This window comes from Streptomyces sp. NBC_00045, assembly GCF_045041095.1.
GTDB lineage: Bacteria > Actinomycetota > Actinomycetes > Streptomycetales > Streptomycetaceae > Streptomyces.
Genome location: NZ_CP108271.1, coordinates 3107888 through 3120060 on the forward strand (window position 1 = coordinate 3107888; position 12173 = coordinate 3120060).

The following is a 12173-nucleotide window of genomic DNA, read 5'->3' on the forward strand; positions in this document are numbered from 1 at the left end:
ATCTTGAGTTCTAGTGATCGTCGCAACACCCCGATTCGGGGAGTGCGATGGACTTCGAGATCCGGGACCGTTCAGTCAACCGGGGACGCCGTTCGCTGACCGAGGAACGGCGTGCCTACCTTCAGCTCATGCAGCAAGGCGTGAGCAGTCGGGAAGCGTGCCGGATCGTCGGTATCAACCTCAGGACGGGGAAGCGGTGGCGTAACGGCCGCGCCCCGTCCGGCAGGACCGGAAGGGCGCTACCGCTCACAGCGGTAGCGCCCTCGTCCGGTCCTTCGCGCTTTCTGCGCGAGGCGGACCGGATCCACATCGCCGACCGGCTACGCGAGAAGGCAGCCATCCGTACGATCGCGGCCGAGCTGGGCCGCAGCCCGTCCACGGTCAGCCGGGAGATCCGCCGCAATCGGCACCCGGGTAACGGCCAGTACCGGCCGCACGCGGCCCAGGCCCGCGCCGACGCCCGCCGGCCCCGCCCCAAGCCGGGGAAGATCGGCCAGAACCCCGTGCTGCAGGACTTCGTCCAGGACGGCCTGGACCTGAAGTGGAGCCCGGAGCAGATCTGCGAGAGTCTGCGCCGAACTTTCCCCGACCGGCCGGAGATGCACGTGGTCCACGAAACGATCTACCAGGCCCTCTACGTCCAGGGCCGCGGCGAACTGCGCCGAGAGCTGACCCGCGCCCTGCGTTTGGGACGCGCCCGCCGCACACCGCGCCGCCAGGCCCAGCAGCGCCAGCCCCGCTTCACCACCCCGATGGTCATGATCAGTGAACGCCCGGCCGAGGTCGAGGACCGGGCCGTGCCCGGCCACTGGGAAGGCGACCTGATCATCGGCAAAGACAACGGCTCCGCGATCGGCACCCTCGTCGAACGCGCCACCCGCTACGTGATGCTCCTGCACCTGCCCGACGGCCGCAGCGCGGAACACGTCCGCGACGCCCTCGTCGAGACGGTTCAGACGCTGCCCGCACACCTGGTGCGCTCGCTGACCTGGGATCAAGGCAGCGAAATGGCGGCGCACGGCTCGTTCACCCATGCCACCGACATCCCGGTCTACTTCTGCGACCCCGCCAGCCCTTGGCAGCGCGGCTCGAACGAGAACACCAACGGCCTGCTGCGGCAGTACTTCCCCAAGGGCACCGACCTGTCCGTCCACGGACGCGACCACCTCGACGCCGTCGCGGCCCAGCTCAACGGGCGCCCACGCAAAACGCTCGGCTGGGAGACCCCAGCCGAGCGCCTGCATAAACTACTTGCCGCCTGATCAAACCAACCAGGTGTTGCGACGATCCCTAGAAACCGCCGATTCCCCCGGGGGCCGTTCCCGTACGTCGGCCCGGTCGGCCCGGTCGGCCCGCGGCGCTCAGCCCGCGGCGACCGCGCCCCTGCGGGAGGCCTTGCCCAGCGCGGTGGGCCAGTGGGCCAGCGCCGCCGTGGCGCCGTACCAGAACAGCAGGCCGGAGAGGGCCGCCACCCAGCCGGCGACCTTGGCGAGCCCGCCGCTGCCGGCGAAGGAGCCGACCGCGAGGAGCAGCAGGGAGAGGGTGAGCAGGGCGTACGCGCCCTGACCGAACAGTCCGCTCGACGCGCTGACGGTGAGGGTCAGTGCGAGCAGGGCGAAGAGGACCAGGAACAGTCCGGCGGCGTGTGCCGAAACCTTTCCGTCCGCCCCTGCGGCCCAGGTGAACCAGAAGGCGCCGAGGCCCGCGAACGCGGTGCCGTTGAAGCCGTTGCCGCCGCGGAATTCGAGGACTCCGAGGACGAACAGGGCGAGCCCGCCGACGTAGGTCGCGAGTGACACGGAGTTGGCCGCGGACACGCCGCTGACGACGGCGGTGTGGCCGATACCGAATGCGAGAAGGGTGAGACCCAGGGCTATGTTCCCGAGGGTCGAAGTCGAGGCCGTGCTTCCCGCAGAGACACCATTGTCCACGGCGGGCTCCCTTCGATCTGCAGTTGTTTGCTGCGTCCCAGCAGCACTTATCTACCCTTTACATGGGGGTTCACAACCGCACGAGCGACGTACAGCGGGTTACGGAATGACAACGACCGGTCGCTGTGCGCGCTTGGCCAGCCGGCCCGCCACGGAACCGAAGATGCGCCCCACGATCCCGTGCGTGGAGCCGACCACGATGGCGTCCGCCGAGTACTCCCGGCCGACCTCCTCCAGCTCGTGGCAGATGTCGCCGCCGCGCTCGACCAGGATCCACGGCACCTCGGCCAGATAGTCCGCGCAGGCCAGTTCCAGCCCCAGCACCTCGGTGCGGTGGTCGGGCACGTCCACGAAGACGGGCGGCTCGCAGCCGGCCCACACGGTGGTGGGCAACCGGTTGGCCACGTACACGATGATCAGGCCGGATCCGGAGCGGCGGGCCATCCCGATGGCGTACGCCAGGGCGCGTTCACTGGACGTGGAGCCGTCGAACCCCACCACGACCCCGTGCCGGAAGGCCGGGTCGCAGGGATGACGTGCCTGTTCCGCCGCGCGCAGGTCGCTCGACGTGTGGTCGGCGAGCGGTTTGCGCTTGCGGTCCGCGGGTTCGTGGAATTCGTGACCGGCCATGGATGTCTCGGCGAAGGGGTCCTCGGGGGAAGGGACAAGGCGGCGGGGCGACATTGAGCGGAAGTACCGATTGAAAAAATGACGACTCAGGGTGACGGAGCTCTGTCCGGGAAGCATCTTCCCAAGCCCATACCCACCAGGGTACGGCGACACTCCTGTCCTGCACAGGGCTTGCCGCCCTTGGAGAGCGTCCCAGGGAGCATGCCGGAGCGAGGGCGCGTTGGCAATGTCCGCTGTCCCCTACAGCCAGTGACGAGTCCCCGCGCCCGCCACCCGTGCGCGCAGTGACCGAGCCCCGCCGCGCGCCGTTGGACAGACGTCCGACCGTCCAGGAAGAGCCCGCAGGGAGCACGCCGTGCCCGGCCATCCGGTTCACCCCGTCCAGCCCGCTCAGCCGACCCCGTCCGTCCGGTCCGCGCGGACCGCACAGCGCACCGACGCGCGCACCGACACGACCACCCGCTTCACGCCCGCCACCGTTCACCCGTCCGTGCGGTCCGGCAGACGCCCCCATGACGACCCCGCGGGTGACGTGGTGCGCTGGGCCGCCTTCAGCTGCCTGCTCGTGCCCGTGGTGCTCGTCGTCTACGGGACCTCCTACGGCGGGGCCGCCGTCGCGACCCTCGGACTGACCGCGGTCACCGCGGCGTGCCGGGCGATGCTGCGCTACTCGGAGAAGGCGGAGCGGGCCGCCCTGGTCCTCGCGGAAGGCCGGATGCCGCCCGGCGGGCGCCGGCGGCATTCGCGCGCCGGGTCCGGCGCGCGGCCGCGTTCCGGTGGCCGTGCACGCCGCGGCTGCTACACGTCCGGTGGAATTTCCCAGAGGACTGACTGATTCGCACACCCACACCCGCATGTTTTCAGCCAACTTCCCGGAACAGTGCCGGTCTTGCCGGAATGCCCCCTCAACCCCCCTACCACCAGCGACGACAGCGCCAGGGGGACTCCGAGACCCTACGGGTACTGGCCATGGCCGGGCGGCGAGCTTCCCACTCCGGTAGCGGAGTGGAAGGCTTCCTGATCGAATGCTTTTCGCCAAGTTGCCAAGTCGACATAGCGCTGCGTGCTGAACTTGTCACGCCGACACCACGGGACGCAGTAGATTCGATCATGTATTTACGGCGGGGGATCCACGTGCAAGGCCGAGGGGAAACGTGCAGGTGCGACCAGACCAAGGAGTCGCGACACCCAAGGGGGGCTTAGCCATGAGCCAGGATTCCACCGCCGTCGTCGCGGACGCCGGCAGGAAGCTCGCGGGGCGTCGCCGCAGGGAGATCGTCGCGGTGCTGCTGTTCAGCGGCGGCCCGATCTTCGAGAGCTCCATTCCACTTTCCGTGTTCGGCATCGACCGGCAGGACGCGGGAGTTCCACGCTATCGACTGCTCGTGTGCGCCGGGGAGGAAGGTCCGCTGCGGACCACCGGCGGACTTGAGCTCACCGCGCCGTACGGGTTGGAGGCGATCGCCCGGGCAGGCACGGTCGTCGTTCCCGCCTGGCGCTCGATCACTTCACCACCGCCTCCGGAGGCGCTCGACGCACTGCGTCTGGCGCACGAGGAGGGCGCCCGGATCGTCGGACTGTGCACGGGAGCCTTCGTGCTCGCCGCCGCAGGTCTGCTGGACGGCCGGCCCGCGACGACGCACTGGATGTACGCGCCGACGCTGGCCAAGCGCTACCCGTCCGTCCATGTCGATCCGCGCGAGCTGTTCGTCGACGACGGCGACGTGCTGACGTCCGCGGGCACCGCGGCCGGAATCGATCTGTGCCTGCACATCGTGCGCACGGACCACGGCAGCGAGGCGGCCGGGGCGCTGGCCCGCCGGCTCGTCGTCCCGCCGCGCCGCACGGGCGGCCAGGAGCGCTATCTCGACCGGTCGCTGCCGGAGGAGATCGGCGCCGACCCGCTCGCCGAGGTCGTCGCCTGGGCACTGGAGCACCTCCACGAGCAGTTCGACGTGGAGACGCTCGCCGCCCGCGCCTACATGAGCCGACGCACCTTCGACCGGCGCTTCCGCTCGCTGACCGGCAGCGCACCGCTCCAGTGGCTGATCACCCAGCGGGTGCTCCAGGCCCAGCGACTGCTGGAGACCTCCGACTACTCGGTCGACGAGGTCGCCGGGCGCTGCGGGTTCCGCTCACCGGTCGCCCTGCGCGGGCACTTCCGGCGGCAGCTGGGGTCCTCCCCGGCCGCCTACCGCTCGGCCTACCGGGCGCGCAGGCCGCAGGCCGACGTGTCCCAGGTGACCGAGATCCAGGGGAGCCCGGTCCCGCACCAGCGCACCCCGCAGCCCCAGCGGGCGGCGGCGGCCCTGGCCGCGGCCGGCTCGACGGTCACGGAGCTCTACTCCCCGAACCGGGTCCTGCGCGAGCACGCGTAGCTCCCGCCCGGGGCACTGCCCGCGGAAGGTCCCCCGCATCGGTCGTCACCGAAGCGGGGGACCTTCCGCGTAATCCGCATAAGCTGGGCCGCATGAACGATCGCATGGTGTGGATCGACTGCGAGATGACCGGGCTCTCGTTGACGGACGACGCACTTATCGAGGTGGCCGCACTGGTCACCGACTCGGAGCTCAACGTGCTCGGCGAAGGCGTGGACCTCGTGATCCGCCCGCCGGACGCGGCCCTGGAGACCATGCCCGACGTGGTGCGCGAAATGCACACCGCCTCCGGCCTGCTCGACGAGCTGGCCGGCGGGATCACCCTCGCGGACGCCGAGGCCCAGGTCCTGGCGTACGTACGGGAACACGTGAAGGAGCCCCGCAAGGCTCCGCTCTGCGGGAACTCGGTCGGCACCGACCGCGGTTTCCTGCTGCGCGACATGCCCGCGCTGGAGAGCCACCTGCACTACCGGATCGTGGACGTGTCCTCGGTCAAGGAGCTGGCGCGCCGCTGGTACCCGCGGGCCTACTTCAACAGCCCGCCGAAGAACGGCAACCACCGGGCGCTCGCGGACATCAAGGAGTCCATCGCCGAGCTGCGCTACTACCGGGAGGCGGTCTTCGTGCCGCAGCCCGGGCCCGACTCGGACACCGCCCGGACCATCGCCGCCAAGCACACCCTGTCCGCCGAATAGGACCCGGCAGGACCCCCCGGAGACCTGGCGGGAAAAAGGAGGGCGCGAGCACCCTCCCGGACCCTGTACCCTTTTCTTCGGCCGGTCGGTTTTCCGACCGGACATGGTGGGTGTAGCTCAGTTGGTAGAGCACCTGGTTGTGGTCCAGGTGGCCGCGGGTTCAAGTCCCGTCACTCACCCTGCGAGAGGGCCCCGGTACGCGAAAGCGGACCGGGGCCCTCTGCGTTGCCCCGGGCCCTCCGTGCCGCCCGGACCCTACGGGGCTCACGAGGACTCCCGCACCACCAGCTCGGTCGGCAGCACCACGGCCGCGCCCCCGGGATCCCCCGCCCCGCCTGACTGCCCGGCGATCCGCGCCAGCAGTACGCGCGCCATGGTCCGGCCCATCTCCTCGACCGGTTGGCGCACGCTCGTCAGCGGCGGATCCATGTGCCGGGCCAGCACCGAGTCGTCGAAGCCGACCAGCGCCACGTCCTCGGGTATCCGGCGGCCGGCCGCACGCAGCTCGTGGCGGGCGCCCGCCGCCATCACGTCGGAAGCGGCGAAGACGGCGTCGAGGTCGGGGCGACGCTCCAGCAGCTCCCGCACGGCCCGCCGACCGCCCTCCTCCGTGAAATCACCGTCCGCGATCAGCAGCTCGTCGGCGGGGACCCCCGCAGCCGTCAGGGCCTCCCGGTAGCCGTCGAGCCTGCACTGCGCGCCGTACACGTCCAGCGGTCCCGTGACGGTGGCTATCGCGCGCCGGCCCCGGCCGAGGAGGTGGCGTACCGCCTCGGCAGCACCCGCCAGGTTGTCGCAGTCCACGGACGGCAGCGTCTCGGCGGCCGAGCGGCGGCCACTGATCACCGCCGGAATGCCGAGCTCGGCCAGCAGCTCGGGCAGCGGGTCGTCGGCGTGGACGGCGACGAGCAGCACCCCGTCGACGCGGTGCGCGGACAGGTACTGGGCGAGCCGGCGGCGCTCGCGGTCGTTGCCGGCGAGGGTGAGGACCAGCTGGACGTCGGTTTCGGCGAGGGCGGCGCCGACCCCGCGGACCACATCGGAGAAGTACGGCTCGGTGAAGAAGCGGGACTGGGGCTCGGGAACGACCAGGGCGACGGCGTCGGCCCGGTTGGCGGCCAGGGCCCGGGCGGCCCGGTTCGGGACGTACCCGAGTTCCGCGACGGCGGCCTCAACGGCGGCCCTGGTGCGCTCGCTGACCTTGGAGGATCCGTTGATCACCCGGGAGACCGTGCCACGCCCCACTCCGGCGCGCGCCGCGACCTCTTCCAGCGTCGGCCGTCCCCCACTGCGCCCATGCCCGTTCATGGCGTCCTCCCGGTGGTGAATCTACTCCCTGACAGGCGTGGGAGCGCTTCCATACGCTGTCACGGAGAGGGCGGGATCACCGCCGCCGGCGGCCCGCGTAGAACATGGTCGCCGCGGTCAGGAGGAAGAGCCCGCCGGTGATGCCGAGACCGACCGGGTCGACGGCGCGGTTGTGGGTGGCCTCGATCCACGGGGCCAGGCCGCCCAGCCGGTCCTTGAAGAGGACGACGCGCCGCCCCGTCGCGAACTGGCCGTGGCAGTTCTGGATGTCGCCCAGTTCCGCGCGGCTCCCCGAGTCGTCGACGACCCGGCAGAAGTGCCGGACGTCACCCTTGGCGTTGGCCCGCTCCCCCGCCTCGGCGACCACCGCGCCCGTCCGTTCACCGAGCTGCTTGACGTACGTCTCGTTGAGGTTGGACCCGGCGAACAGCCCCAGGGCGAGGGCGGCGAACCCCACCAGAGTCGCGGCGCCCGCCCGGCGCCAGACGGACCCCGCCACGATCGGACCTGCGGCCGCCGCCGCGAGGACGATCAGGACTCCGACCCACAACATGCCGTAGGGGTACTGGCTGACGAAACCGCCCACCGTGGCCGCCGTCGGAATCAGCGCAGTCCAGAACAGCGTGTTCGCCGTCCGCTGCGGCGGCACGGCCGTAGCCGTCTCCGCGGTCCCGGATATCCCGAATGCCCGCATGCCGATCCCCTCAAGCCCGGTACCCAACTCCGATCACCCTAGATGATCTATTCCAAGGGGTCAGTGATCGAAGGCGATCAGTGAGCGCGGGACGGGCTGGCCGGTGTGGTCGTTGTGCCAGATCGCTGCGGTCAGCGCGAGGATGCGCTGCATGACGCGGGTGATCACGCCGCCCGGTGTGCGGCCTCGGTGCTGTTCGAGGTTGAGTTGGCCCTTGAACGTCTCATTGACCGATTCGATGATCTGCCGCAGCGGTTTGAACAGTGGAGCTCCGGGTCGTTGCGGCTCGCCCTTGCGGGCTGGCCGCAGCAGCCGGATGTCCTGCTCGGCCAACTGGTGCTCGAAGTCGCGGCCGAAGTAGTTTTTGTCGCCGATCAGTGTCTGTCCAGGCCGGGCGGCGGTCAGGCCCGGTTCGGCGGCGAGGAGGTCCAGCAGGGTCTCGCGTTCGTCGGCCTTGGCCCCAGTCAAGGCGAAGGTGACGGGCAGGCCCTGCAGTGTGCACACCAGGTGCAGGCGCAGGCCCCAGAAGAAGCGGCTGTGGCTGGCGCAGTACCCGTACTCGGCCCATCCGGCCAGGTCGGAGCGTTTGACGGTCTCCCGGGAGCGTCCGCACTCCACCGGCGTGGAATCCACGATCCAGACGTCGTCGCTCCACACCGAGGTATCGGTGGCCAGCACCCGGGTCACCCGGCGCAATAGCGCGGCTGCCTTGCGCAGCCGCTTGTTGTAGCCGGGCTGCTTCGGCAGGTACGGAAAGAGGTGGCGCAGGTGGGCGCCGGCATGACGCAGCCAGCGGGCCTCTGAGGTGAAGCCGAGCATCGCCTGCATCATCGCCAGCGTTACCAACTCAGCGTCGCTGAGTTGCGGCACGATGCCCACGGCCGGACGCTGCGGGGCGAATTGCGGCGAGTCCTTCAGCAGGTCGTCGGTCTTCACATAGAGTGCGGTCGCGAGGGTGTCCAGGTCGTTCGTCACAGACTGACCTTGGGCGCCCTCGCGTCGTCCGCGCAGTCACTGCAGGAACTTCGCTCAGCTGGGCGCGACGGGCTGTTCGAGGAGCTCGTCCGGTTCGCCGAAACCACAGCGCCGGTACAGCGGCGCACTGCGCTCGGACGGCCACACGATCAACGTATCCAGGCCCTGAGCGCGCGCATAGCCGGTGGCCTCGTCGAGCAAGGCCCTGCCCAGACCGCGATTGCGCTGTTCAGGGACGACGTAGAAGTTCGTCACGTAGCCAAGGGCGTCGGAACCCGGGTAGGGACTCGGGACCTTCTCCACGAGACACACGCACACGTGACCACAGGGCTGACCGCCCACTTCCGCGATCCAGACACGCCACAGCCCGACCATCCGAGAACGCAGCCACTGCTCGCACTCAGCAGCGAACTCCTCCTCATTCTGCGGGACTTCAGCTCCGCCGTCTTCCACCTTGAACCGCCAGCGCATGGCTGCCAGCGCGGGCGCGTCATCGGCCTCAGCCCGACGGATAACAACATCACTCATGGCCACACTCTCGCAGGCCGATCCGCCGGAGCGAAACTTCCTACGATCGCCCAGCGACCCCTTGGAATTGATCATCTAGGCACGGAAGGCGTCCGCGTGGTCCTGGGCCCAGGTCTCGAAGGAACGGGCCGGGTGCCCGGTCAGGTGCTCCACGGCGCCGGTGATCTCGACCGGGAGCCCGTCACTGGACGCCCAGTAGGCCAGGAGCGCGTCGGCGTAGGGGCCGGATATGTACCCGTCGACCTCGGCCTTCCACTGTTCGGGGGTCACCGACTCGAACGGCACGGGGGCTCCCAGGACCCCGCCGAGTATCGCGAGTTGGGTCGCGAAGCTCAACGAATGCGGGCCGGTCAGGTGGTACGCGCGGCCACCGAGGGCCGGGTCGGTGAGGACGGCGAACGCAGCCTCGGCCAGGTCGGCCTCATGGACCGGGTCGCCGTGGGAGCCCGGGTAGGGCAGGTGGACCGGGCGGCCGGACTTCAGCGACCAGGCCCAGCCGAGGGAGTTGCGGGCGAAGGCACCGGGGCGCAGCAGGGTGGTGCGCAGCGGCGAGGCCAGCAGGGCCTCCTCCACGGCGAGATGAGAGGCGGCCAGCCGGCTGTCGGCGGCTCCGGGGGCGAGCACCGACGAGGAGGACAGGAGCACGACGTGCTCGACTCCGGCGGTGACGGCCTCCTCGACGAAGGCTCCGATCGCGGAGGCTTCGGCGTAGAGGAAGACGGACCGGACACCGGCCAGGGCGTCCGGGAAGGTCGAGGGATCGCCGAGGTCACAGTGGACGATGCCGGGAGTGTCGGGCTCGCGGGAGGCGAGGCGGTGGGGGACGCCGCGGGCGGCGAGGAGAGGGACGAGGCCGCGGGCGACGGCGCCGCGGGCACCAGTGACGAGGATCGACATGGCGGTTCCTGCTTCCTGTTCCGGAGCTTGGTTCACGCTAAGATGAATACGCGACACAGATTCTGCACGACCAATATTCTGTGTCACACAGATAAATTTGAGGCATGGAGAAGCCGATGTCAACCGATTCCCCCCGTTCGAGTGAGGCCCGCGACGAGTGGAGCCGCGCCGAGCTGCTCGCGCGCATCGTCACCGAGAGCCAACGGCACTACGCCGACTACTCGCTCTTCAACCAGGCGATGGCCGACCACGTCGGCCTTCACCCCACCGACATGCAGTGCGTCGCCCTCCTCGACATGGAGCCCGGCCCCGTCAGCACCGGAGACATCGCCCGCCTCACCGGCCTGACCTCCGGCTCCGCCACGCGCCTCGTCGACCGTCTGGTCAAGGCCGGCATCGTCGAACGCAACGCCGACCCCCACGACCGGCGCCGCTCCCTCGTCTCCCTCGCCCCCGAGGCCCGAGCGCGGATCGGCGCAGCCTGGGACACCCCCGGCCGTGCCTTCGGCGCCGTCCTGGAGAGCTACTCCGACTCCGAACTCGCCGTCATCGCCGACTACCTGCACCGCGCCGCCGAGGTCGGCCGGTCCCAGGCCCAGCGCCTGAACTCCGGCGGCTGACCCCCGGCAGCCGACCCCCCGCAGCCGACCGCGCGCATCCGACCCCGCGGCAGACCCCCGCCGCAACTGACCCCGGCAGCCCCCAGCAGCGGACGAACCTCCGACTCCCCACCCGCCTGCCGGGCGAACAGCGCCTACCGAACCGCGCGTTCCACGGCTACCGTCCCGTCCAACGGGCAACGGAGCGCGCCGGAGACACGGGAGGGTCGGCGTGCGGATGGAGGTCGCCCGTGTCCGCTCACAGTTCCGGTTCCGGTTCCGATTCCCGCTCCGATCTGGAATCCGCCGGCACCGTCGCAGCCGCCCTCTGGCTCGGCCAGGCCCTCGGCGGCCCCGTCATCGGCCGGCTCGCCGACCGGCGCGGCCACCGCCCCGTGCTGCTCGCCGCCTGCGGCGCGAACGCCGCCGCGCTCGTCGCCCTCGTCGCGGCCGTCCTCGGCGGGCTGCCGCTGGCCGCCCGGATGGGGCTCGCCGTCGCCGCCGGGCTCACCGTCCCGCAGGTCGGCCCGCTGGCGCGGGCCCGCTGGGCGCACCTCGCGCGCGGGGACAAGGCCCTGCTCGGCGCGGCGCTGTCCTTCGACACCACCCTCGACGAGGTCGGGTTCATGGTCGGGCCGGCCGTCGCCGGAATCCTGGCCGTGACCGTGCACCCGGCGTCCGCGCTCGTGCTCGCCGCCGGTCTGATCCTGGTCTTCGGGACGCTGTTCGCCGTCCACCCGAGCACGCCCGGCCCCCTCGGCGCAGCGGATGCCGGTGCGCGTGCCGGCGTACGACTGTGGTCGCCGGAGCTCGCGCTGCTGTGCGCGATGGCCGTGTTGCAGGGCGCCGCGTGGAGCGGGGCCAACACCGGGGTCAACGCGCTGGCCGAGTCGCTCGCCGCACCGGGGACCGCCGGGCTGGTGTGGGCGGCCATGGCCGTGACCAGCTCGATCGCCGGTTTCGTGACGGTCGCCCGGCCCGGGGCCGCGGACCTCGGCGTACGGCTGCGCCGGACCATTGCCGTGCAGGCCGTGCTCACGCTGCCGCTGCTCGCCGTGTCGGGTCTGCTCGGCGCGGCCTTCGCGGTCGCCGGGATCGGGCTGGCCGTGGCCCCGCACCTGATCGCGCTGTTCGGGCTCGTCGAGCGGGCGGGCCCCGCGCAGCGGATGGGCGAGGCCATGACAGTGGTGGGCAGCGGGCTGATCGTGGGCCAGGCGCTGGCCGCGGCGGCCGCCGGGCCGCTGGCGGGGGCGTACGGCCACCGGGCCGCGTTCGCCGTGTCGTGCGCGGCGGCGGCCGCCTCCGCGCTGCTCGCGCGGGCGGCCGCCGGCCGTGGGGCCTTCTCTCAGCCGGGTGAACCGGAAATCGCCGCGAGCCCCTTCGCCAGTCCTGCCGCGTCCATGACCGGAGACACCTCCACTTCCGCGTTCTGCGAGAACAGGTCCTGCAGCAGCGGCGGCAGATCCGAGCTTTCCTGAAGGTCGAAGACGATCCAGCAGGACCGGACCCCCTCGTGGAGCCCGAAGTAGGCAGCCTCC

13 protein-coding genes and 1 tRNA gene are annotated in these 12173 nt (G+C 71.0%); 7 read left to right on the plus strand and 7 right to left on the minus strand.

What is annotated here, in order from left to right:
- Positions 1 to 47: 47 nt before the first annotated feature.
- A complete protein-coding gene (locus tag OHA65_RS14525; RefSeq protein ID WP_405761972.1) occupies positions 48 to 1262 on the plus strand; it encodes an IS30 family transposase in 1215 nt (404 codons plus the stop codon).
- A gap of 99 nt (positions 1263 to 1361) precedes the next feature.
- On the opposite strand, the gene OHA65_RS14530 is transcribed toward OHA65_RS14525, so the two are convergent.
- The gene (locus tag OHA65_RS14530) at positions 1362 to 1931 is read right to left on the minus strand and encodes a GPR1/FUN34/YaaH family transporter (RefSeq protein WP_327283548.1); all 570 of its coding nucleotides are present in this window, start codon (positions 1929 to 1931) and stop codon (positions 1362 to 1364) included.
- A 99-nt stretch (positions 1932 to 2030) separates the two neighbouring features.
- Positions 2031 to 2561 carry a universal stress protein gene (locus OHA65_RS14535; protein WP_405761974.1) on the minus strand — a complete coding sequence of 177 codons (531 nt, stop codon included), beginning with the start codon at positions 2559 to 2561 and terminating at the stop codon, positions 2031 to 2033.
- A gap of 355 nt (positions 2562 to 2916) precedes the next feature.
- Between OHA65_RS14535 and OHA65_RS14540 the strand changes: the two genes are divergently transcribed.
- The 4 genes from OHA65_RS14540 to OHA65_RS14555 all read left to right on the plus strand — a co-directional run bounded on the left by OHA65_RS14540 (position 2917) and on the right by OHA65_RS14555 (position 5813).
- On the plus strand, positions 2917 to 3396 hold the full coding sequence (locus OHA65_RS14540) for a hypothetical protein (RefSeq protein WP_327283550.1): 480 nt from the start codon (positions 2917 to 2919) through the stop codon (positions 3394 to 3396).
- 370 nt (positions 3397 to 3766) lie between these two features.
- Complete coding sequence (locus tag OHA65_RS14545; protein WP_327283551.1) at positions 3767 to 4939, plus strand: helix-turn-helix domain-containing protein; 1173 nt, start codon at positions 3767 to 3769, stop codon at positions 4937 to 4939.
- Between the two features lie 92 nt (positions 4940 to 5031).
- Positions 5032 to 5634 (plus strand): oligoribonuclease, encoded by a 603-nt coding sequence (gene orn / locus OHA65_RS14550; RefSeq protein WP_327283552.1) that lies wholly within the window; start codon positions 5032 to 5034, stop codon positions 5632 to 5634.
- A gap of 106 nt (positions 5635 to 5740) precedes the next feature.
- Positions 5741 to 5813: transfer RNA gene (locus OHA65_RS14555), tRNA-His, on the plus strand.
- 85 nt (positions 5814 to 5898) lie between these two features.
- Here the strand turns inward: OHA65_RS14555 and OHA65_RS14560 are convergent.
- The 5 genes from OHA65_RS14560 to OHA65_RS14580 form a co-directional block, all read right to left on the minus strand.
- A complete protein-coding gene (locus tag OHA65_RS14560) occupies positions 5899 to 6942 on the minus strand; it encodes a LacI family DNA-binding transcriptional regulator (protein WP_405761976.1) in 1044 nt (347 codons plus the stop codon).
- A gap of 76 nt (positions 6943 to 7018) precedes the next feature.
- Positions 7019 to 7636, minus strand: a complete 618-nt coding sequence (locus OHA65_RS14565) for a hypothetical protein (RefSeq protein WP_405756215.1) — start codon at positions 7634 to 7636, stop codon at positions 7019 to 7021.
- 60 nt (positions 7637 to 7696) lie between these two features.
- Entirely contained in the window at positions 7697 to 8611 is a 915-nt protein-coding gene (locus OHA65_RS14570) for an IS982 family transposase (RefSeq protein ID WP_405761978.1), read from the minus strand.
- A 54-nt stretch (positions 8612 to 8665) separates the two neighbouring features.
- Complete coding sequence (locus tag OHA65_RS14575; RefSeq protein WP_328761169.1) at positions 8666 to 9214, minus strand: N-acetyltransferase; 549 nt, start codon at positions 9212 to 9214, stop codon at positions 8666 to 8668.
- Positions 9215 to 10036, minus strand: a complete 822-nt coding sequence (locus tag OHA65_RS14580) for an NAD(P)H-binding protein (RefSeq protein ID WP_327283555.1) — start codon at positions 10034 to 10036, stop codon at positions 9215 to 9217.
- A 116-nt stretch (positions 10037 to 10152) separates the two neighbouring features.
- On the opposite strand from OHA65_RS14580, the gene OHA65_RS14585 reads away from it, so the two are divergent.
- Complete coding sequence (locus OHA65_RS14585) at positions 10153 to 10656, plus strand: MarR family transcriptional regulator (RefSeq protein ID WP_327283556.1); 504 nt, start codon at positions 10153 to 10155, stop codon at positions 10654 to 10656.
- A gap of 230 nt (positions 10657 to 10886) precedes the next feature.
- Positions 10887 to 12113, plus strand: coding sequence for an MFS transporter (locus tag OHA65_RS14590; protein WP_327283557.1), 1227 nt, complete (start codon positions 10887 to 10889; stop codon positions 12111 to 12113).
- Positions 12114 to 12173 lie beyond the last annotated feature (60 nt).

Excerpts from the sequence above, each read along its gene's own strand:
- orn (WP_327283552.1), top strand. The coding sequence starts at position 5,032 with ATGAACGATCGCATGGTGTGGATCGACTGCGAGATGACCGGGCTCTCG.
- OHA65_RS14560 (WP_405761976.1), bottom strand. The coding sequence starts at position 6,942 with ATGAACGGGCATGGGCGCAGTGGGGGACGGCCGACGCTGGAAGAGGTC.
- OHA65_RS14565 (WP_405756215.1), bottom strand. The coding sequence starts at position 7,636 with ATGCGGGCATTCGGGATATCCGGGACCGCGGAGACGGCTACGGCCGTG.
- OHA65_RS14575 (WP_328761169.1), bottom strand. The coding sequence starts at position 9,214 with ATGATCAATTCCAAGGGGTCGCTGGGCGATCGTAGGAAGTTTCGCTCC.
- OHA65_RS14545 (WP_327283551.1), top strand. The coding sequence starts at position 3,767 with ATGAGCCAGGATTCCACCGCCGTCGTCGCGGACGCCGGCAGGAAGCTC.
- OHA65_RS14535 (WP_405761974.1), bottom strand. The coding sequence starts at position 2,561 with ATGGCCGGTCACGAATTCCACGAACCCGCGGACCGCAAGCGCAAACCG.
- OHA65_RS14585 (WP_327283556.1), top strand. The coding sequence starts at position 10,153 with ATGTCAACCGATTCCCCCCGTTCGAGTGAGGCCCGCGACGAGTGGAGC.
- OHA65_RS14580 (WP_327283555.1), bottom strand. The coding sequence starts at position 10,036 with ATGTCGATCCTCGTCACTGGTGCCCGCGGCGCCGTCGCCCGCGGCCTC.
- OHA65_RS14525 (WP_405761972.1), top strand. The coding sequence starts at position 48 with ATGGACTTCGAGATCCGGGACCGTTCAGTCAACCGGGGACGCCGTTCG.